This window comes from Bradyrhizobium sp. 160, from assembly GCF_023073735.1.
In the GTDB taxonomy this organism is placed as follows: Bacteria; Pseudomonadota; Alphaproteobacteria; order Rhizobiales; family Xanthobacteraceae; genus Bradyrhizobium.
This window is the reverse complement of record NZ_JADPKD010000083.1, coordinates 327187-346673: the sequence shown is the minus strand read 5'-3', so window position 1 is coordinate 346673 and position 19487 is coordinate 327187. Positions and strand designations below refer to the sequence as shown.

The window sequence follows — 19487 nt, the reverse complement described above, 5'->3', positions numbered from 1 at the left end:
CAGCGTCATTGCGAGCGCAGCAAAGCAATCCAGGAATCTCTCCGCGGAGACAGTCTGGATTGCTCGCTGCGCTCGCAATGACGAGTTTTGCGGAAGCAGCTACGCCTTGAAATAAGCGATCTGCGTCGTAGTCGCGAGCAGCCGTCCGTTCGGGGACCACAGTTCGCCGTTCTGGTCGCCATAGCTCTTGTGGAAGATCTTCGCATCGGCCGTCGCCAGCACGCGGGTGATGTCCTCAGCCTCAAGCTCTTCGGCATCGGTGTGGAAATAGGTCGTCAGCGATACCGTGCCGAACGGCACCAGCTCGCGCCGTGCGTGGAAGATGCGGCCGAAGAAGGCGTCCGACATCGACATCAGCGACAGCATGTCGAGCTTGCGCGGCGTGCGGTCGCTGATCCAGATTTTCGAATAGGTGCTGGCGGGCTCGGTCTGCGGCGGGCCGATCCGCATCTCGCCCTCGACGAAGCGGAATTCATACTGGTTGGCCCAGGACGCCGAGATCTTCGGAAACGGCAGCGTCTGTTCGAACGGTTTGGCATCCGGGCACTTCGCCACCCTCTGCTCCCAGGACGGTCGCCGCTCGGCGAACACCGCGGTGGCGAGCGTTGCCACGCCGCCGCCGCCTTGGCTCAGCTCGACGCTCCAATGCTGGCTGGAGCGATTGGCCTTCACCAGGCGCACGTCGAGATCGAACGGACCCTTGGCGATCGGCGCGCAGTAATTGACGGTGAGCGCGAGCGGATCGCCGGCGCGGTCCGGATGGTCGATCAGCGCGCGCAAAATCGTCGCGGCAGTGACGCCGCCGAACGGGCCGACAAAGGCCCAATAATCGTCGCTGGTATGCCCCTGCCAACTGGAGTCGCCGGCGCTGACGCGGGTGGCGTCATCGAAGGGGTGCGGGAGCTTGGCGTGCATTGTTGGTCCTCGGTGTCTCACCAACGTCATTGCGGGCGCAGCGAAGCAAATCGAGACTAGGGATTCTGGATTGCTTCGCTGCGTTCGCAATGACGGCGCTTGAGGTAGCGGCCTCGATATCGACGCCTTGGAGATGATGACGACCATATCATCATCCGCAGCGCCCGATGCAATAACCTCGCAGGTAACGCCGATTTCACGTCGCGGAAAATCAGCCTGCGACGTCGCGCAGATTTGGCAGCAGCGGCGTGGTCGGATTGACCGGCACGTTCCAGATCTCCTCGGCATATTCGCGGATGGTACGGTCCGACGAGAACCACGCCATGCGCGCGACGTTGAGGATCGAGGCGCGCGTCCAGGCCGGCGCCACCTGCCAGCGCGCATCGACCGCGCGCTGCGCCTCATAATAGGAATCGAAATCGGCGCTGACCATGTAATGGTCGAGATAGCGCAGCGCGTGCGCGATGGATTCGAAACGGCCGGGATCGCCGGGCGAGAATTCGCCGGTCGCGATCGCATTGATGGCGCGCTGGAGCTTCGGCGAGTTGCGGATAATGTCGGACGCATCCAGGCCCTGCTTGCGGCGGATCATCACGTCGCCGGCCTCCAAGCCGAAGATTGCGATGTTCTCAGCTCCGACATGGTCGCGGATCTCGATATTGGCGCCGTCGAGCGTGCCGATGGTGATAGCGCCGTTCAGCGCCAGCTTCATGTTGCCGGTGCCGGAGGCCTCCATGCCGGCGGTCGAGATCTGCTCGGACAGATCGGCCGCGGGAATGATCACTTCCGCGAGGCTGACATTGTAGTCGGGCAGGAAGGCGACCTTGAGCTTGCCGCTGATAGCGGGATCGTTGTTGACGGCCTCTGCGACGTCGTTGATCAGCTTGATGATCAGCTTGGCATAGCGGTAACTCGCCGCCGCCTTGCCGGCAAAGATCTTCACCCGCGGCACCCAATTGCCGTTGGGATCGTCCTTGATCGACTGGTACAGCGCGACCGTCTCGATGACGTTGAGGAGCTGGCGCTTGTATTCGTGGATGCGCTTGATCTGCACGTCGAACAGCGCGCCGGGATCGACCTTGATGCCGAGCCGCTCGCCGATCAGCCGCGCCAACGCCGCCTTGTTGGCGTGCTTGACGGCGCGGAATTTCTTCTGGAATTCGACGTCGCTGGCGCGAGCTTCGATCAGGCTGAGCTGGGTGGGATCGTCGAGCACGGCTTCGCCGCAGGTCTCGCGCAAGAGATCGGTCAGCTTCGGGTTCGCCAGCATCAGCCAGCGGCGGAAGGTGATGCCGTTGGTCTTGTTGGTGATGCGGCCGGGATAGAGATGGTTGAGATCGTGGAACACGGTCTCGCGCATCAGGTCGGAATGCATCGCCGAGACGCCGTTGATGCGGTGCGAGCCGACGAAGGCGAGCTGGCCCATGCGCACCCGGCGGCCGCTCTTCTCGTCGATCAGCGAGACCGAAGCGCGGAAGTCGATGTCGCCGGGGCAGCGCGCTTCCGCGAGCGCCAGATGCTGCACGTTGATGCGGTAGATGATCTCCAGATGCCGCGGCAAGAGTCGCTCGAACAGCTCGACCGGCCAGGTCTCCAGCGCCTCGGGCAGCAGTGTATGGTTGGTGTAGGAGAGCGTGGCGACGGTGATCTTCCAGGCCTCGTCCCAGCGGAAATTATGCAGGTCGACGAGGATCCGCATCAGCTCGGTGACCGCAAGGCTCGGATGAGTATCATTGAGCTGGACCGCGACCTTGCTGGCGAGGCTGCGCAGCTGGCCGTCGGAGGCGAGGTGCCGTTTCACCAGATCCTGGAGCGAGGCGGAGACGAAGAAATATTCCTGCCGCAGCCGCAGCTCGCGGCCCGCCGGGCTCTCGTCGTTCGGATAGAGGAATTTGCAGATCGCCTCCGCGCGCGCCTGCTCGGCGCTGGCGCTGACATAGTCGCCCTTGTTGAAGGCATCGAGCCTGAGCGGATCGGGCGAGCGCGCCGACCACAGGCGGAGCGCGTTAACGTGCTGGCCGCGCCAGCCGACGATCGGCGTGTCGTAGGCGATCGCCTGCACGGTCTCGCCCGGATGCCAGATGGCGCGGTCGCGGCCCTTATCGTCGACATGCTCGACGGCGCCGCCGAAATTGATGTCGTAGATCACCTCCGGCCGCTGCAATTCCCAGGGATTGCCGAAGCTCAGCCATTCGTCCGGATATTCCTGCTGCCAGCCTTGATTGATGATCTGGCGAAATAGGCCGTAATCGTAGCGGATGCCGTAGCCGATCGCAGGGATCGACAGCGTCGCCATGCTCTCCATGAAGCAAGCGGCGAGCCGGCCGAGGCCGCCATTGCCGAGCGCCGCATCCGGTTCGCATTTGCGCAGCTCGGGCAGGGAGACACCGAGGTCGCCGAGCGCGACCTCGAAGATCTTCAGGAGCCCCATATTGTTGAGCGCGTCGGTGAAGAGGCGGCCGATCAGGAATTCGAGCGAGAGATAATAAACGCGCTTGCGCCCGGCATCGTAGCTCAGCTTCTCCGCGCTCAGCCAGCGATGCACGATGCGGTCGCGCAGCGCGAGCGCTGCGGCCTGGTACCAATCGTGCCGGGTCGCCATGCCTGCGTCCTTGCCGATGGCAAGGCGCAGCTTGGCGAGGATCGCGCCCTTGATCTCAGCCAGCGCGAGCTCGTCGATAGGCTGTCCGGGAGCGGGAAAATTCGGCTGGAACGATTGATCTTGCAAGGCCTTCACTTCCTGGTCGACTGAACACTCACCCTACGCGTCTTGCTTCTGCGCCGGAACCGTCACTGGTGCGGCCGTGCACTGCGCTGGCTTAAACTTATGCAAGGAACGCGCCGGCTTGGGAACCCGGACGAGCACGGAGAAACACGGATTTGCTGCTAGAATGCAGGCCAATTCAGCCATCACTATGGAGGAGACCGTTGAGACCTCTGATGAGACTGCTGATCGAAATCGCCACTGCGACCTTGCTCGTCGTCTGCATCACCGTCTCCACCGCCGCCTCCGCCGCCGGCAGGCCGGGCCGCAGCGCCGATGGCCTCAGTTGCGCCGTCTCCCTCCCGCAAAACGCAACGTCAGCAGCACGCTGCGCCGCCATCAAGCGCCAATGCGGCGGCAAGTTTTATGCGAGCGCGTGCGGAGACAAGTTGATGTCGGCGGCGAGGTGAGGCGAGGGATCGTACCGCGGAATCAGCGTTCGTTTGGGCGAAGGCTTTCACGCGGGTTGTTTCTCGGCAAAGGCCGGGACGACCTTCTGGACTCATCAGAACGAATTAAGAACACTTTAGCAAGTCTTTGATATATCATAGTGATTCGGCGCCGTGCCGACACAATATCTAGCGTCCGTCAGACTTTGCGAGGACTACATGTCCACCATTGCCTTCGATCAATTTGCCCTCACCCGGATCGCCGATTTTGCGCGGTCGCTGTCGCTTCTGCATCGGGCGGCGCGGCGCCAGAGGATCGATGACGACCAGTTCGACCGCGAGTTCAATGCGGTGTGCCAGTCGATCTGGGGCTACACCATCGACGATATCAGCGACGAGCTGTTTTCGACCGACGACCATCTGTTCCTCGACACGCTGGACGAAGCGCATGCGCGCATCTTCGCGGCCGAGCAGGGTTATGACCTCGTCGACGATCAGGGCATGCTGACCGATTGGTGGGGCTTTTGCTGGATGATCCTGGCCGAGAAGCGCGGCCTCCTCACGCCGGAAAACCGCGCCGCTGCGCGCACGGCGATCGAGGAGAAATATCTGGCGGCGCCGAATGTGATCGGGGTGATCATCGGGAGGTGACGGCTCAGTTGCCGTCATTCCGGGGCATCGCGCAGCGATGAACCCGCAATCTCGAGATTCCGGGTTCGATGCTGACGCATCGCCCCGGAATGACAACTCATTCCACTAATCCAACCCTGCGCGCTTGGCCGGCTTTGCCGTCTTCGGCACCGTGACGTCAGGCAGCGCCTCGCGCACGATCTCGGCGGCCGGGGCATCCGCCGCGACCGTCTCGGCCCGCACCGGCGCCACCTTCATCTCGCCGAGCCGCGCGCGGACCTGTGCGGTGAGGCCGGGATAAGAGGCAACCGGGGTGAAGTCCGCAGCCTGGTCGTTGCCGACACGGATGCCGGTATAGGCGACGAGGCCGTCGGCCGTGGCAATCACGTCGCCGGCTTTCAGCGATGAATCCAGCGCGAGATCGACCGGCGCGAGGCCGACCGGCTCGCGGCCGTTGCAGGTGCAGTCGGCGCGCAGCGCCTTGCGATACGCGAACGCGTTCTCGCTGTCGGTGTAGCGCTCGCCGGTCTGCGACGCGGCCGCCTCGATCGAGGAGCCGAAATAAACCTTCGTCGCACTTGCAGGACAGAACGCCTGACACATCTGGGCAGGCGAGGCGAGCCCGCGCATCAGCGGGAAATATTTACCATCGCAGCTGCGCACGCAGAAGGCCGGGCCGGAGCCGCCGGCCGCCGCCGAACGGGTCGGCGGCACGTATTGCGGGGTTGCGGTATTCTGCTGGCCGGTGAAGGGATCGGCGTAGGAGCCCGCCTGCTGCGGCACCTCGCGCTGCGGGCGCTGTTGCTGCATGGCGCCGAAAAAGAAGTCGAACAGGCCTTCGGCCGCAACCGGGGCCGGGGCCGCGAGCAGCGGAGCGGCAAGGCTGGCGGCCACAAACATCGCGCGACGCCGCCGGCGCGCATGGGACGAGATTGTACGCAATGCGCTACTCCACCCGACGCTACTGAACCGGCCGAGACCAGCGAGGTCTTGGCACATGGTTCACCATAAAGCGGGATGGTAAATGAGCAGTTGAGCGGAGGCGGTTTCAAGTCGAGGCCGTGACCTCTTTGAGGCCGGGCACAGCTTCCGACAAATCGTTGCTTCCGGGCCACGCCCGGGCATGACGGCCGGGGCTGTTTCGCGGCCTCAAGCCTTCAAGAACTCGGATGCCTTGTACAGCGAGCGGAACGGCAGGCCGGCCGCACCGAACGTGTCGGTGGCGCCTTCCTCGCGGTCGACCATGGTCAGAACCAGCACCACATTGGCGCCGGTCTCGCGCACGGATTCCACCGCCTTCATTGCCGAGCCGCCGGTGGTGGTGACGTCCTCGACGATCACGACGCGCTTGCCGGCCAAGGTCTCGCCCTTGGGCAGGCCCTCGATCGCGAGCTTGGCGCCGTGCTCCTTCGGCTTCTTGCGCACGAAGAATGCCGCGATCGGATGGCCTTTGATCCAGGAGATCTGCGCCAGCGCCCCGGCGAGCGGCACCGCGCCCATCTCGAGCCCGCCGATGAAATCGAGCTGGTCGTCCTTCAGCGCCTCGTAGGTCAACTCGGCGAGCAGCGTCGCGCCCTCGGGGTCGAGCATGGTCGGCTTCAGGTTGAAGTAGAAATCGCTCTTGCGGCCCGACGCGAGCGTCACCTCGCCGCGGCCGAATGAACGCCGGCGGATGATTTCGAACAGGCGGGCGCGGGAGGCTGATTTCGACACGGCGGTCCCTCGGAAGCATTTTTGGAGGAGGCGGAATTTATCCGCGACCGCCGCCACATTCCAGAGGGGGCGTCCCCCGTCAACAGGGATCGGCTATCCCGGTCCGCCGGTTGTGGGGGTGCAACCTTCTGGAGTAGGTGAGGGCCGAACCTTTCAGGGGCAAGGAAGCAAGGCATGAGCATCGAACTGCACACCTGGAACACGCCGAACGGCCGCAAGATCTCGGTCGCGCTGGAGGAGATGGGGCTGCCTTACAAGGTGATCCCGGTGAACATCACCAAGGGCGAGCAGATGGCCACGGAGTTCCTGAAGCTCTCCCCCAATAACAAGATCCCCGCGATCGTCGACCCCGAGGGTCCCGACGGCAAGCCCGTCAGCATCTTCGAATCCGGCGCCATCCTGCTCTATCTCGGCGAAAAGACCGGCAAATTCCTGCCGAAATCGCTTGGCGGGCGCATCCCCGTCTATGAATGGCTGATGTGGCAGATGGGCGGTTTCGGCCCCATGCCCGGACAGGTGCACCATTTCATCGCGCTCGAAAACGAGCAGGACCGCGCCTATGGCCTCAAGCGCTTCATGGCGGAGACGCGCCGGCTCTATGGCGTGCTCGACCGCCGGCTGGAGGGTCGCGACTTCGTCGCCGGCGACCTCTCGGTTGCCGATTTTGCCATCCTGGGCTGGGCCTGGCGCCATCCTCGCCACAAGGTGGACCTCGCCGACTTCCCCAACGTCAAGCGCTGGTACGAGGCGCTGATGGCACGGCCCGCCGTGAAGCGGGGCATGGAGGCGAAGCTGGATTAATTTCGCTTACCCTCCCCTGGAGGGCCTTCCAGGAGAGGGTCAGAAAGCTCACACCTTCTTCGCCTCGACCGCCATCCGCACAGCGAGCCCGGCCAGCACCGTGCCCATCAGCCAGCGCTGCACCAGCATCCAGCTCGGCCGACTTGCGAGGAACAGCGCAATCGATCCGGCTGCGAGCGCGATCATCGCATTCACGCTGACGCTGATTGCGATCTGGATCGCCCCTAACACCACCGACTGCGCCAGCACGCTGCCGGCAGTGGGATCGATGAACTGCGGCAGCAGCGCCAGATACAGCATCGCGATCTTCGGGTTGAGCAGGTTGGTGACGAAGCCCATCGCGAACAATTTGCGCGGGCTGTCGATTGCGAGCTTCCTGACCTGGAACGGCGAGCGTCCGCCCGGCTTCACCGTCTGCCAGGCGAGCCACAGCAGATAACCGGCGCCGGCAAAGCGCAGTGCGTCATAGGCGAAGGGAATCGCGAGCAGCAGCGCCGTGATGCCGAAAGCTGCGCACAGCATGTAGAACACGAAACCCAGCGCCACGCCGCCGAGCGAAATAATGCCCGCCATCGGCCCCTGCGTGATCGAGCGCGAGATCAGGTAGATCATGTTCGGCCCGGGCGTGAGCACGAGACCGAGGCAAACGAGGGCAAAGCCGAGCAGGGCGGGGGTGTGGGGCATGGGGCGACCGGTGCGGCAGACGGCACGGTTCTAATATGCGTGGGATCGCCTCGCCATCGCACAATTGCTCGGAGGACAATTGAGTACTCGGGTCCCGGACGTGGCGCACGTGAAACCGTGCGCCACGCAACATCCGGTGAAAGTAGGATCAATGCGCCTCGTCCCAGTTCGTCGCCGCCCGCGCATCGACATGCAGTGGCACTGATAGCAGCACGGCTGGGAAGGGCGCGTCCTGCATCACGTGCTGCACCACCGGCAGCGTCGCCTCGACCTCGTCGTCCGGCACCTCGAAGATCAGTTCGTCGTGCACCTGGAGCAGCATCTGCGCCGAGAGCTTCTTCTCGGCCAGCGCGTCCTCCACCCGCGTCATGGCGCGGCGAATGATGTCGGCAGCGGTGCCCTGGAGCCGTGCGTTGATCGCGGCGCGCTCGTTGAAGGCGCGCACCGAGGCATTGGAGGCCTTGATATCCGGATAGTGGCATTTGCGGCCGAACAGCGTGGTGACGTAGCCGTGGCTGCGGCAGAAGTCGCGCGTCTCGTCCATATAGGCGCGGATGCCGGGGAAACGCTCGAAGTATTTCTTAATGTAGGCGGCCGCTTCCTCGCGGGCGATGCCGAGCTGGTTGGCGAGGCCGAATGCGGAGATGCCATAGATGATGCCGAAATTGATCGCTTTGGCGCGGCGGCGGATTTCACTCGGCATGCCCTTGATCGGCACGCCGAACATTTCCGACGCCGTCATGGCGTGAATGTCGAGCTCGTCGCGGAACGCCTGCTTCAGCACGGGAATGTCGGCGATCTCGGCCAGCAGCCGCAGCTCGATCTGCGAATAGTCGGCGGAGACCAGCTTGTGTCCGGGCGTCGCGACGAAGGCCCGGCGGATCTTGCGGCCGTCCTCGGTGCGCACCGGGATATTCTGCAAGTTCGGCTCGTTCGACGATAGCCGGCCGGTCGTGGTCGCGGCCAGCGCGTAGGTGGTGTGGACGCGGTGGGTCTGCGGATTGACGTAGGTCGGCAGCGCGTCGGTGTAGGTCGATTTCAGTTTCGAGACCTGGCGCCACTCCAGGATCTTCTTCGGGAAGTCGTGGCCCTGCTCGGCGAGCTCGTCGAGCACCTGGGCGGTTGTCGACCACGCGCCGGTCTTTGTCTTGGTGCCCCCGGGCAGTCCCATCTTGCCGAACAGGATGTCCCCGATCTGTTTGGGGCTGCCGACATTGACCGGCTCGCCCGCAATCTCCTGGATCTCGGCCTCGACCCGCGCCGCGGTCTGGGCGAATTCGCCCGACAACCGCGACAGCACCTGGCGATCGATCGAGATGCCGCGCCGCTCCATGCGCGCGAGCACGGACACCAGCGGCCGTTCCAGCGTCTCGTAGACAGTGGTCATGTGCTCGGCGACGAGGCGCGGCTTCAGCACGCGCCAGACTCGCAGGGCAATATCGGCAGCTTCCGCCGAGAGCGGCGCGGCCTTGTCGATCGTCACCTGGTCGAACGTGATCTTGCCCTTGCCGCTGCCGAGCAGCTCGCTCTCCTTCAGCATGGCATGGCCGAACCAGCGCTCGGCGAGCTGCTCGATCGCATGCGAGCCACGGCCGGCGTCGAGCACGTAGGAGATGAGCTGCGCATCGTCGATGTTGCGCAGCGTGATTCCGTGCTGCGCCAGCATCACGGCGGTGAATTTGACGTCGAAGCCGATCTTGAGGATGCCTGACGATTCCAGAACCGGCCGCAGCGCTTCGATGGCATCAGTGTGCTTGATCTGGTCGGGTGCCAGACCCGCGTCGAACAGGCCGGCACCACCGCCGGATTGCTTGTGCGCCAGCGGCACATAACAGGCCTCGTTCGGCGCCACCGCCAGCGCGATGCCGCAGAGATCGGCCTGCATCGGATCGATGGAGTTGGCTCTCGTCTCGATCGCGACGTGGCCGGCGTCATGGATGCGGGCGATAAAGGCGTTGAGCTCCTGGAGCGTCTTGATCGCCTGATACTTGCTGCGCTCGACCGGAAGCTTGCGCAGTGCCTCTTCGCGCGCGGCGGCCAGCGAGATCGGCGCACCCTTCTGGCTTGCGGCCTTGTCCTCCTTGCTCGCCGATTTATTGCGTTGGCTGGGAGCCGCTTGTGCCGGCGTGCCGGTGCTCGGCGCGGGCACGACGTCCGAGGGTGGCAACGGCGAGAACACGCTGGCGCCGCTCGTATAGCCGGGATCGGCATCGACACTGGCGGGATCGATCTGGGAATATTCGGCGACGCGCCGCGTCAGCGTCGTGAATTCCATCGCCTTCAGGAAGGCGATCAGCTTGCGTGCATCCGGCTCGTGGACGGCGAGATCGTCGAGTGGCACCTCGAGGCCCACCTTGTCGTCGAGCAGCACGAGCTGCCGCGAGATGCGCGCCTTCTCCGCATTCTCGAGCAGCGCCTCGCGCCGCTTGGGCTGCTTGATCTCGCCGGCGCGGAACAACAATTGGTCGAGGTCGCCATATTCGGTGATCAGTTGCGCCGCGGTCTTGATGCCAATGCCGGGCACGCCGGGCACGTTGTCGGTCGAATCGCCCGCGAGCGCCTGCACCTCGACCACCTTGTTCGGCGGCACACCAAACTTTTCGATCACCTCGGGGATGCCGATGCGGCGATCCTTCATGGTGTCGTACATCGTGACGCAATCGGTGACGAGCTGCATGAGGTCCTTGTCGGAGGACACGATGGTCGCGCTCGCGCCGCGCTCGCAGGCCTGCCGCACATAGGTCGCGATCAGATCGTCGGCCTCGAACCCCACCTGTTCCAGGCAAGGCAGGTCGAAGGCGCGCACGGCCTCGCGGATCAGTGAAAATTGCGGGATCAGATCATCAGGCGCCGGCGGCCGGTGCGCCTTGTAGTCGGGATAGATCGTGTTGCGGAAAGTGATTTCCGACTTGTCGAAGACGATCGCCAGATGCGTCGGCCGGTTGTCCTCGGGCATCTCGCGCAACAGCTTCCACAGCATGTTGCAGAAGCCGAGCACGGCATTGACCTGGAGGCCGTCGGACTTGCGGTTCAGCGGCGGCAGCGCGTGATAGGCGCGGAAGATGTAGGAGGAACCGTCGACCAGGAAGACATGGTCGCCCTTGCCGGCCGCCTTCGCCGCGACCGGCTTGGCAGCAGCTTTGGCAGCAGACGATTTGCTCTCGGCGGCCGCCTTAGGTGCGGCCTTGGTGTCAGCTATGGCGGTGGTCTTCGGGGATGTCTTGGGCATGGCCGCAATGTATGAGTTTTTGCGGGCTTTGACAGCCTTCGGAGGCGGATTTTTGGCTCGCTATCCCCACGGTCATCCCCCGCCTCCGCGAGGGCATGACAGCTATTCCGCCGCCTGCAACACCGCCCCGGCTTTTTTCTTCGGCGCGATCCAGAACGCATCGGGCCGCTCGAACAGGAAGTGCGCATGGAGCCGCAGCGCAATCTGCCAGATCGCGAGTGCCCCGAGCACGCCGAGAACAGTGACGATCAGCGAGACCGTGCCGATGTCGCCAATGACGCCCGTGCGCAGCAGCAGCGTCCGCGTCGCCGCCATCGGCAGGAAGAAGGCGAGATAGATCACGATCGAATGCTCGCCGCAGAAGCGGAGAAAGTTCAGCCACTGCGCGCGCGCGAGCAGCGTGCCGATCGTGATGATGGCGCAAGCGCCGGCGAAACCGAGCACGAGCGAGACGATCTTCCATTCGCTGGCCCCATGCGCGACGAGGCCGGCATTGACCAAGGCCCAGCCCGCGAGCGCCGCAAGCGCAAGGGCGGGACGGCTGCGTGCGCGATCCGACAGCGCGAACACGTAAGGCGCGAACAGATAGCCCGAATAGAAATAGACAAAGCGCGCGCAGAACTCGTCGATGACGGTCCAGCCGGTCGTGATGCGTGCCGTCTCCAGCGCCGCGGCGGCGAGCCAGATCGCGAGCGGCGGGATTTTGCGTGTCAGTTTCGTGACGACGAAGAAGATCGGCAGCAGATAGATGAACCAGAGCGTGCCGAACGGCTCGATGAAGGATTCGAGGTACAAGAGGCCAACTTCGCGCCAGTTCGTTTCCGCCGCGAAGGCCGGCGCCTTGAAGCCGAACTGGATTGTCACCCAGACGACATAGAAATAGGCGAAATGCACCACCTTGCGGTCGAGATAGGTTCGCCAGTCCCGATCGATCACCAGGGCCAGGAACAGGCCCGAAATCAGGAAGAAATCCGGCATCCGGAACGGCTTTGCGAAGGCGACGGCGACATGCATGAAGCCTGTCTGGCCAGCGGCGAGCTCAACCCCGAGCACCGAATGCATCATCACGACCATGACGATGCAGATGCCCTTGGCGTAGTCGACCCAGTCGACACGCGCGGCAGAAGGGGGCTTGGAACGGCCGCCTGCAGCGATTGTGCCTGATCGTGCCATGGTGTCCCCTTTTGAGGCGTGTTCCGCCGCTCTCCGTCTGTCAGCGGGGCAGTGTGGCGCCTTGCGGTTTCAGACTTCTTTACCGGTTCAATTCCCGTGCCGCTTTTTTGCATGCGGACTCTTCCCTCCCCTCGGGAAAATGCTAAACCGCCCCGCGTCGGGGTTTCATTAACCAATCTAAGACAGGGATTTTCATGCGCATCGCGATGATCGGCACGGGCTATGTGGGATTGGTGTCCGGGGCCTGCTTTGCGGATTTCGGTCACGACGTCACCTGCGTCGACAAGGACGAGAAGAAGATCGCGGCGCTTCATCGCGGCGAAATCCCGATTTACGAGCCAGGGCTGGACGAGCTGGTGGCGAACAATGTGAAAGCCAAGCGGCTGGATTTCACCACTGATCTGTCCAAACCGGTCGCGGAGGCCGATGCCGTGTTCATCGCGGTCGGCACGCCCTCGCGTCGTGGTGATGGGCACGCTGACCTCTCCTACGTCTACGCCGCCGCTCGTGAGATCGCGCAGTCGCTCACCGGCTTCACCGTCGTGGTGACGAAGTCGACCGTTCCGGTCGGCACCGGCGATGAGGTCGAGCGCATCATCCGCGAAGCCAATCCGTCAGCCGACGTCGTGGTCGCCTCTAACCCCGAATTCCTGCGCGAAGGCGCGGCGATCCGCGACTTCAAATTCCCCGACCGCGTCGTGGTTGGTACCTCGGACGAGCGTGGTCGCAAGCTGATGGGCGACATCTACCGCCCGCTGTCGCTGAACCAGGCGCCGCTGATGTTCACGGCGCGCCGCACCGCCGAGATGATCAAATACGCCGCCAACGCGTTCCTGGCGACCAAGATCACGTTCATCAACGAGATCGCCGATCTCTCGGAAAGGGCCGGCGCCAACGTCCAGGAGGTCGCGCGCGGCATTGGTCTGGACAACCGCATCGGCACCAAATTCCTGCATGCCGGCCCCGGCTTCGGCGGCTCGTGCTTTCCGAAGGACACCAAGGCGCTGATCAAGATCGCGCAGGACTATGACGTGTCCCTGCGCATCGTCGAATCCGTGCTCGCCGTCAACGAGAACCGCAAGCGCGCGATGGCGCGCAAAGTGAGCCAGGCGCTCGGCGGTTCGCTGCGCGGCAAGACCATCGCGGTGCTCGGCCTCACCTTCAAGCCTGATACCGACGACATGCGCGATGCACCCTCGATCCCGCTGGTCACCGGCCTGATCGACATGGGCGCGAGCGTCAAGGCGTTCGATCCCGTCGGCATGGAGCAGGCCAAGGGTGAGCTGCCCAACATCATCTATTGCGAGGATGCCTATTCCTGCGCGCAAGGCGCCGATGCGCTCGTCATCGTCACCGAATGGGTGCAGTTCCGCGCGCTCGATCTCGACCGGCTGAAGGCGACCATGGCAAAGCCCGTGGTCGTCGATCTCCGCAACATCTACCGCCCCGAGGAGATGGAAGCCGCCGGCTTCGTCTACGAGAGCATCGGCCGCCCGTCGGTTCAGGGCTGACGATCTGCCGCCAAATAATTCCGTCATGGCTGGGCTTGCCGTCTTTCGCCTAGGCTTCGCCGGCCCGATTCTGTAAGCCCGGCGAAGCATTCGCGGAGCCGGGTCCCGGCCATCCACGTCTGTTTTTTAGTCCAAGGATGTGGATGCACGGGACCAACCCGGGCACGACGAACGGACAGATACTTGCCCCGCAGCTTCGACACGCCCCTCCCGATCGATGCCGTGCTCGATGACCTCTCGCGCACGCTGGAGGCGCATAACGCGGCCGTGCTGGTGGCGCCGCCGGGTGCGGGCAAGACCACGCGGGTGCCGCTGGCGCTGCTGGATGCGCCCTGGGCCAAGGATAAGAAGATCATCGTGCTGGAGCCGCGCCGCATCGCCGCCCGCGCTAGTGCCGACCGCATGGCCAAATCGCTTGGCGAGCGCGCTGGCGAGACCGTCGGCTATCGGGTCCGCTTTGGCTCCAAGATCTCGCGCGCCACGCGCATCGAAGTCGTGACCGAAGGCATCTTCACCCGTCAGATCCTCGATGACCCCGAGCTTTCGGGCGTTGCCGCGATCCTGTTCGACGAATTCCACGAACGCTCGCTCGATGCCGACATGGGCCTGGCGCTGGCGCGCGATGCGCAAACCGGCCTGCGCGAGGATCTCCGTATCCTCGTGATGTCGGCCACGCTCGATGGCGCGCGCGTGGCAAGATTGCTCGGCGAGGCGCCCGTCGTCGAGAGCGAGGGCCGCGCCTTTCCGGTCGAGACCCGCTATCTCGGCCGCAAAGCGGACGCACCGCTAGAGCGGCAGATGGCCGACGCGATCGCGGCGGCACTGCGCGCCGATAGCGGCTCGGTGCTGGCGTTCCTCCCCGGCGCCGCCGAAATCCGCCGCACTCAAAACTTTCTCGCCGAACGTGTGCAGGACGCTTCGATCGAGATCGTGCCGCTGTTCGGTGCGCTCGATGCCGCCGTGCAGGACCGCGCCATCGCGCCGGCGCCCAAGGGCATACGCAAGGTGGTGCTGGCGACATCGATCGCCGAGACCTCGCTCACCATCGAGGGCGTGCGTATCGTCGTCGATTCCGGTCTCGCCCGCGTGCCGCGCTACGAGCCCGACATTGGGCTGACCCGGCTCGAGACCGTGCGCGCCTCGCGCGCGGCGGTGGACCAGCGCCGTGGCCGCGCCGGCCGCACCGAGCCCGGCGTTTGCTACCGCCTGTGGGACGAGCCGCAGACGGCTTCGCTCGCGCCTTATACCCAGCCGGAAATCCTCAGCGCCGATCTGTCGTCGCTGGTGCTCGATCTCGCGCAATGGGGCGTTGCCGATCCTGCAGCGCTGTCGTTCCTCGATCCGCCGCCGCAGCCGGCCTGGAAAGAAGCCAAGAGCCTGCTCTTGGAGCTCAACGCGCTCGATGGCGACGGCCGCATCACCGCGGAGGGCAGGAGCCTGCGTGCGCTGGCGCTGCCGCCGCGGCTGGCGCGCATGATCGTGGATTCGCATCGCGCCGGCAGCGGCGAGGCGGCTGCTGAGATCGCGGCCATTATCACCGAGCGTGGGCTCGGCGGCGACAGCGTCGATCTCGAGCACCGGCGCGACCAGTTCCGCCGCGACCGCTCGCCGCGTGCCGCGAGCGCGCGCGAGCTGGCGCGGCGCTGGGCCTCGCAGGTGGCGGCATCGGAGACAGCGGGGCAGCAGGAGGAACTTTCGACCGGCCTGATGCTCGCCTATGCCTTTCCGGATCGTGTCGCGCGCAACCGCGGCAATGGCAGTTTCGTGCTGGCCAACGGCCGCGGCGCTTCCGTCGAGCAGACCTCTTCGCTGGCCCGCGCGCCTTACATCGCAATCGGCGAAATGACGGGAACGGCCGCGAGCGGACGCATTCTGCTCGCCGCGCAGATCACGCAGGACGAGATCGAGCGGCATTTCGCTTCGCATATCGAGAGCACCGACGAGATATTCTTCGATCGCGGCGCGATGGCGTTGCGGGCGCGGCGCAAGCGCGCGCTGCACGCGATCACGCTCTCCGAGGCGACGCTTGCCGTGTCGCCCTCGGAGGAAACGGCGCGCATCTTCGCCGATGGCCTGATCGCCGCCGGCCTCGACCGGCTGCCCTGGTCAAAAGCCGCCAAGCAGTGGCGTGATCGGGTGATGTTCCTGCGCAAGGCCGAGGGCGAGAGCTGGCCTGACCTGTCCGACAACGGATTGGTCGCACGGCGCGACGACTGGCTGGTGCCGGCGCTCTATGACAAGACCGCGCTCAAGGATGTTTCCGCCGGCGATCTCTCCGATGCACTGATGGCGCTGCTGCCGTGGGACATGCGCACGCGGCTCGACCGCGAGGCGCCGACGCATTTCGAGGCGCCGACCGGGAGCATGCTGGCGATCGACTACGAGGCCGAGCAGGGGCCGACGATCGCGGTGCGGCTGCAGGAATTGTTCGGCCTCAACACCCATCCCTCGATCGCCGCCGGCAAGGTGCCGTTGGTGCTGGAATTGCTGTCACCCGCGCAGCGCCCGGTGCAGGTGACGCGCGACCTTCCCGGCTTCTGGCGCGGCAGCTACAATGCGGTACGCTCCGACCTGCGCGGCCGCTACCCGCGCCATCCCTGGCCGGATGATCCGGCCAGCGCGCTGCCGACAAGGCGGGCGAAGCCGCGTGGGACGTGAGATGTCTTCTCGCTCTCCCGCAGGCGGGGAGAGGTCAGGCGGCCGCATTAACCGTCCGCTCATCCTTTTCGTCAAAATGGCATCGGTCCAGCCGTGGCTTCGCTCGTGGACGGGCGTGCCGCGTGGTGAAATCGAGCTTTCCGGCTCGGAAGTGGTGTGATGCGTAACATAGTGATCTTCGCGGCCGTCATGATCGGCCTCGGCACCTTCATGGCGCAGATGGCGGACAAGATGAGCTCCGCCTCCGCCACCTCGGTGCCGCGCACGACGGTGGCAGTCGCTTCCTCCGCGCCGGCCGGCGGCCGCAGCCTCGCCATCTCTCGCGACGGCCGCGGTCATTTCCAGGCAGAGGGCCGGATCGAAGGCCAGCGTATCGGCTTCATGGTTGACACCGGCGCGTCCGTCGTTGCGCTGAACGAGACCTCGGCGGCCCGCTTCGGTCTGCGTCCCTCGCGCAGCGAATACAACGCGACCGTCTCCACTGCCAACGGCACCATCAGGGCCGCGCGCACCCGCATCGCCATGCTCGAGGTCGGCGGCCTCATCGTGCGTGACGTCGATGCCATGGTGCTGCCGGACGCAGCGCTGTCGGAGAACCTGCTCGGCCTTTCCTTCTTGTCCCGCCTCAAGCGCTTCGAATACGCCAACGGCCAGATGGTGCTCGAGCAGTAAGTTCGCTTTAGCGGCCGAAGAGGCTCTCCCACCGGAGCAGGCGGGGTGCTATATTCGATTCATGAACGGCCCCGATGCGATAGCGATTCTGCGACAGTTCGAGCCTGCCCTGCGCGAGCGGGGCGTTTTGCATGTCGCGTTGTTCGGCTCGGTGGCGAGGGGTGAAAATCATCCCGGCAGCGATGTCGATATCATGGTCGAGATCGATCCGAATGCGGGGATCACGGTCTTCGATTACGTCGAGCTCAAGGAATATATTGCCAAGCTTTTTGATGAACCCGTTGACGTCGTCAACCGTGACGGCCTGAAATCATACGTCGCTCCCGCCGCAACGGCCGACGCTATCTATGCCTTCTGATCGCATCCCTGCGACTCTGCGAGACATCTTGCATCACATCGATTTGGCGGCTGAATTCGCCAGACGTCTTGATCGCGAGGAATTCGCGGCGGATCTGCGGACCGTCTACGCAGTTACGCGGTGTCTGGAGATTATTTCAGAAGCATCCCGCCGTCTGCCCGAGGAGTTGAAGGCGAGGCACCCGGCGATCGCGTGGAAACAGATGGCAGCCGCCGGCAATGTCTATCGCGACAACTATGAGGACGTTGCCGCCCATTTCGTGTGGGAGACTGTTCAACGGGCTCTGCCGCCCCTCAGGGAGGTCCTTGAAGAGGAGGTTGCACGACTACAGCGTTAGCCCATTCTGGTCAGACATCTATATCGCGCGCGCTTCGTTACCAAACTGCCGCAATTATCGGCCATAAGCCTTCATTCCCGCCTTCCGCTGCGGCCCAGCATTCGTTAAGGCTGCAGCAAATCCTGCCTCCCTTTTCACGAGACCGTCTCAATGTTCCCGAAGCCGAAGTCCGTATTGTTGCCCAACACCTATGCCTTCGAATCCGAGCCGATGGTGAAGCCGACGGGCTTTCGCGAGTACGACGCGCGCTGGTTGTTCCAGAAGGAAATCAACCTGATGGGTGTGCAGGCGCTCGGCATGGGCCTGGGCGCGTTGTTCGCCGAGCTCGGCGTCAGGCAGGAGATCGTCACCGGCCATGATTTTCGCGGCTATTCGGCCTCGATCAAATACGCGCTGATCTCCGGCCTGATGGCGGCCGGCTGCAAGGTGCACGACATCGGCCTTGCGGTGACGCCGATGGCCTATTTCGCGCAATTCGATCTCGACGTGCCCTGCGTCGCCATGGTGACAGCCTCGCACAACGACAATGGCTGGACCGGCGTGAAGATGGGCGCCAACCGCCCGCTGACCTTCGGTCCCGACGAGATGACGCGGCTGAAGCAGATCGTGCTGGGCGCCGAGTTCAAGAACAAGGCCGGCGGCTCCTATCAGTTCCACGAGAACTATCCGGCGCGCTACATCGCCGATCTCACCTCTCGTCCGAAGCTGAAGCGCAAGCTCAAGGTCGTTGCGGCCTGCGGCAACGGCACAGCCGGCGCATTCGCGCCTCAGGTGCTGGAGGCGATCGGCTGCGAGGTGATCCCGCTCGATACCGAGCTCGACCACACCTTCCCGAAATACAATCCAAATCCCGAGGACATGGAGATGCTGCACGCGATCCGGGACGCGGTGCTGCATCACAAAGCCGATGTCGGTCTCGGCTTCGACGGTGACGGCGACCGCTGCGGTGTCGTCGACAACAGCGGCGAGGAGATCTTTGCCGACAAGGTCGGCGTGATGCTGGCGCGCGACATGTCGGCGATCCACAAGGACGCGCAGTTCGTCGTCGACGTGAAGTCGACCGGCCTGTTCGTCACTGATCCCGTGCTCCAGAAGCAGGGCGCGAAGGTCGCCTATTGGAAGACAGGTCATTCCTACATGAAGCGCCGCACCAACGAGATGGGCGCGCTGGCGGGCTTCGAGAAGTCGGGACACTTCTTCTTCAACAAGCCGTTCGGCCGCGGTTATGACGACGGCCTGGTCTCGGCGATCGCGATCTGCGACATGCTCGACCGCGCTCCGGGCAAGTCGATGGCCGACCTGAAGAACGCGCTGCCAAAGACCTGGTCGTCGCCGACCATGTCGCCGCACTGCGCCGATGAGGTCAAATACGGCGTCATCGACGCCGTTGTGAAGCATTTCGAGGAGTTGCAGGCGAAGGGCGCCAAGATCGGCGGCCAGGCGATCCGTGATCTCGTCACCGTCAACGGCGTGCGCGTCACGGTCGAAGACGGCAGCTGGGGCCTGGTGCGCGCTTCCTCCAACAAGCCCGAACTCGTCGTCGTGGTCGAGAGCCCGGTCTCGGAGCAGCGCATGCACGACATGTTCGAGATGGTGAACAGCGTGCTGCGCACGCATCCCGAGGTCGGCGAGTACAACCAGAAGATCTGAAGC

At 64.4% G+C, this 19487-nt stretch carries 16 protein-coding genes; 9 read left to right on the top strand and 7 right to left on the bottom strand.

Annotated features, from left to right (window positions below):
- Nucleotides 1–99 precede the first annotated feature (99 nt).
- Both IVA98_RS35650 and IVA98_RS35645 read right to left on the bottom strand, forming a co-directional pair.
- Entirely contained in the window at nucleotides 100–915 is an 816-nt protein-coding gene (locus IVA98_RS35650) for an acyl-CoA thioesterase (protein WP_247302719.1), read from the bottom strand.
- Nucleotides 916–1126: 211 nt separating this feature from the next.
- Nucleotides 1127–3643 (bottom strand): glycogen/starch/alpha-glucan phosphorylase, encoded by a 2517-nt coding sequence (locus IVA98_RS35645; protein WP_247302720.1) that lies wholly within the window; start codon nucleotides 3641–3643, stop codon nucleotides 1127–1129.
- Nucleotides 3644–3855: 212 nt separating this feature from the next.
- Between IVA98_RS35645 and IVA98_RS35640 the strand changes: the two genes are divergently transcribed.
- On the top strand, nucleotides 3856–4089 hold the full coding sequence (locus IVA98_RS35640; RefSeq protein ID WP_247302722.1) for a hypothetical protein: 234 nt from the start codon (nucleotides 3856–3858) through the stop codon (nucleotides 4087–4089).
- A 198-nt stretch (nucleotides 4090–4287) separates the two neighbouring features.
- Nucleotides 4288–4719: a hypothetical protein gene (locus tag IVA98_RS35635; RefSeq protein ID WP_247276404.1), complete on the top strand. Its 432-nt coding sequence runs from the start codon at nucleotides 4288–4290 to the stop codon at nucleotides 4717–4719.
- 105 nt (nucleotides 4720–4824) lie between these two features.
- On the opposite strand, the gene IVA98_RS35630 is transcribed toward IVA98_RS35635, so the two are convergent.
- Both IVA98_RS35630 and pyrE read right to left on the bottom strand, forming a co-directional pair.
- A complete protein-coding gene (locus IVA98_RS35630; protein WP_247302724.1) occupies nucleotides 4825–5598 on the bottom strand; it encodes a DUF2865 domain-containing protein in 774 nt (257 codons plus the stop codon).
- Nucleotides 5599–5847: 249 nt separating this feature from the next.
- Nucleotides 5848–6411 (bottom strand): orotate phosphoribosyltransferase, encoded by a 564-nt coding sequence (gene pyrE / locus IVA98_RS35625; RefSeq protein ID WP_027575142.1) that lies wholly within the window; start codon nucleotides 6409–6411, stop codon nucleotides 5848–5850.
- A 174-nt stretch (nucleotides 6412–6585) separates the two neighbouring features.
- Between pyrE and IVA98_RS35620 the strand changes: the two genes are divergently transcribed.
- Entirely contained in the window at nucleotides 6586–7212 is a 627-nt protein-coding gene (locus tag IVA98_RS35620) for a glutathione S-transferase family protein (protein ID WP_247302727.1), read from the top strand.
- A 48-nt stretch (nucleotides 7213–7260) separates the two neighbouring features.
- Here the strand turns inward: IVA98_RS35620 and IVA98_RS35615 are convergent, their stop codons facing one another.
- The 3 genes from IVA98_RS35615 to IVA98_RS35605 all read right to left on the bottom strand — a co-directional run bounded on the left by IVA98_RS35615 (nucleotide 7261) and on the right by IVA98_RS35605 (nucleotide 12298).
- Nucleotides 7261–7896, bottom strand: coding sequence for a LysE family translocator (locus IVA98_RS35615; RefSeq protein ID WP_247302728.1), 636 nt, complete (start codon nucleotides 7894–7896; stop codon nucleotides 7261–7263).
- A 148-nt stretch (nucleotides 7897–8044) separates the two neighbouring features.
- Entirely contained in the window at nucleotides 8045–11125 is a 3081-nt protein-coding gene (polA, locus tag IVA98_RS35610; protein ID WP_247356730.1) for a DNA polymerase I, read from the bottom strand.
- 102 nt (nucleotides 11126–11227) lie between these two features.
- On the bottom strand, nucleotides 11228–12298 hold the full coding sequence (locus IVA98_RS35605; RefSeq protein ID WP_247302732.1) for an acyltransferase family protein: 1071 nt from the start codon (nucleotides 12296–12298) through the stop codon (nucleotides 11228–11230).
- A gap of 194 nt (nucleotides 12299–12492) precedes the next feature.
- Between IVA98_RS35605 and IVA98_RS35600 the strand changes: the two genes are divergently transcribed.
- The 6 genes from IVA98_RS35600 to IVA98_RS35575 all read left to right on the top strand — a co-directional run bounded on the left by IVA98_RS35600 (nucleotide 12493) and on the right by IVA98_RS35575 (nucleotide 19484).
- Entirely contained in the window at nucleotides 12493–13809 is a 1317-nt protein-coding gene (locus tag IVA98_RS35600; RefSeq protein ID WP_247302734.1) for a UDP-glucose dehydrogenase family protein, read from the top strand.
- Nucleotides 13810–13992: 183 nt separating this feature from the next.
- Complete coding sequence (hrpB, locus tag IVA98_RS35595; RefSeq protein WP_247302736.1) at nucleotides 13993–16467, top strand: ATP-dependent helicase HrpB; 2475 nt, start codon at nucleotides 13993–13995, stop codon at nucleotides 16465–16467.
- Nucleotides 16468–16626: 159 nt separating this feature from the next.
- Entirely contained in the window at nucleotides 16627–17139 is a 513-nt protein-coding gene (locus IVA98_RS35590) for a TIGR02281 family clan AA aspartic protease (protein ID WP_247302738.1), read from the top strand.
- A gap of 61 nt (nucleotides 17140–17200) precedes the next feature.
- Entirely contained in the window at nucleotides 17201–17497 is a 297-nt protein-coding gene (locus IVA98_RS35585; protein ID WP_247302740.1) for a nucleotidyltransferase family protein, read from the top strand.
- A gap of 28 nt (nucleotides 17498–17525) precedes the next feature.
- Nucleotides 17526–17834 carry a HepT-like ribonuclease domain-containing protein gene (locus tag IVA98_RS35580; protein WP_346657759.1) on the top strand — a complete coding sequence of 103 codons (309 nt, stop codon included), beginning with the start codon at nucleotides 17526–17528 and terminating at the stop codon, nucleotides 17832–17834.
- 150 nt (nucleotides 17835–17984) lie between these two features.
- Nucleotides 17985–19484, top strand: coding sequence for a phosphomannomutase/phosphoglucomutase (locus IVA98_RS35575; protein ID WP_247334907.1), 1500 nt, complete (start codon nucleotides 17985–17987; stop codon nucleotides 19482–19484).
- Nucleotides 19485–19487 lie beyond the last annotated feature (3 nt).

What these genes read in the sequence shown, in the direction of transcription:
- IVA98_RS35650 (WP_247302719.1), bottom strand. Translation starts at nt 915, where the DNA reads ATGCACGCCAAGCTCCCGCACCCCTTCGATGACGCCACCCGCGTCAGC.
- IVA98_RS35640 (WP_247302722.1), top strand. Translation starts at nt 3,856, where the DNA reads ATGAGACTGCTGATCGAAATCGCCACTGCGACCTTGCTCGTCGTCTGC.
- IVA98_RS35635 (WP_247276404.1), top strand. Translation starts at nt 4,288, where the DNA reads ATGTCCACCATTGCCTTCGATCAATTTGCCCTCACCCGGATCGCCGAT.
- IVA98_RS35630 (WP_247302724.1), bottom strand. Translation starts at nt 5,598, where the DNA reads ATGTTTGTGGCCGCCAGCCTTGCCGCTCCGCTGCTCGCGGCCCCGGCC.
- IVA98_RS35620 (WP_247302727.1), top strand. Translation starts at nt 6,586, where the DNA reads ATGAGCATCGAACTGCACACCTGGAACACGCCGAACGGCCGCAAGATC.
- IVA98_RS35615 (WP_247302728.1), bottom strand. Translation starts at nt 7,896, where the DNA reads ATGCCCCACACCCCCGCCCTGCTCGGCTTTGCCCTCGTTTGCCTCGGT.
- polA (WP_247356730.1), bottom strand. Translation starts at nt 11,125, where the DNA reads ATGCCCAAGACATCCCCGAAGACCACCGCCATAGCTGACACCAAGGCC.
- IVA98_RS35605 (WP_247302732.1), bottom strand. Translation starts at nt 12,298, where the DNA reads ATGGCACGATCAGGCACAATCGCTGCAGGCGGCCGTTCCAAGCCCCCT.
- IVA98_RS35600 (WP_247302734.1), top strand. Translation starts at nt 12,493, where the DNA reads ATGCGCATCGCGATGATCGGCACGGGCTATGTGGGATTGGTGTCCGGG.
- IVA98_RS35590 (WP_247302738.1), top strand. Translation starts at nt 16,627, where the DNA reads ATGCGTAACATAGTGATCTTCGCGGCCGTCATGATCGGCCTCGGCACC.
- IVA98_RS35585 (WP_247302740.1), top strand. Translation starts at nt 17,201, where the DNA reads ATGAACGGCCCCGATGCGATAGCGATTCTGCGACAGTTCGAGCCTGCC.
- IVA98_RS35575 (WP_247334907.1), top strand. Translation starts at nt 17,985, where the DNA reads ATGTTCCCGAAGCCGAAGTCCGTATTGTTGCCCAACACCTATGCCTTC.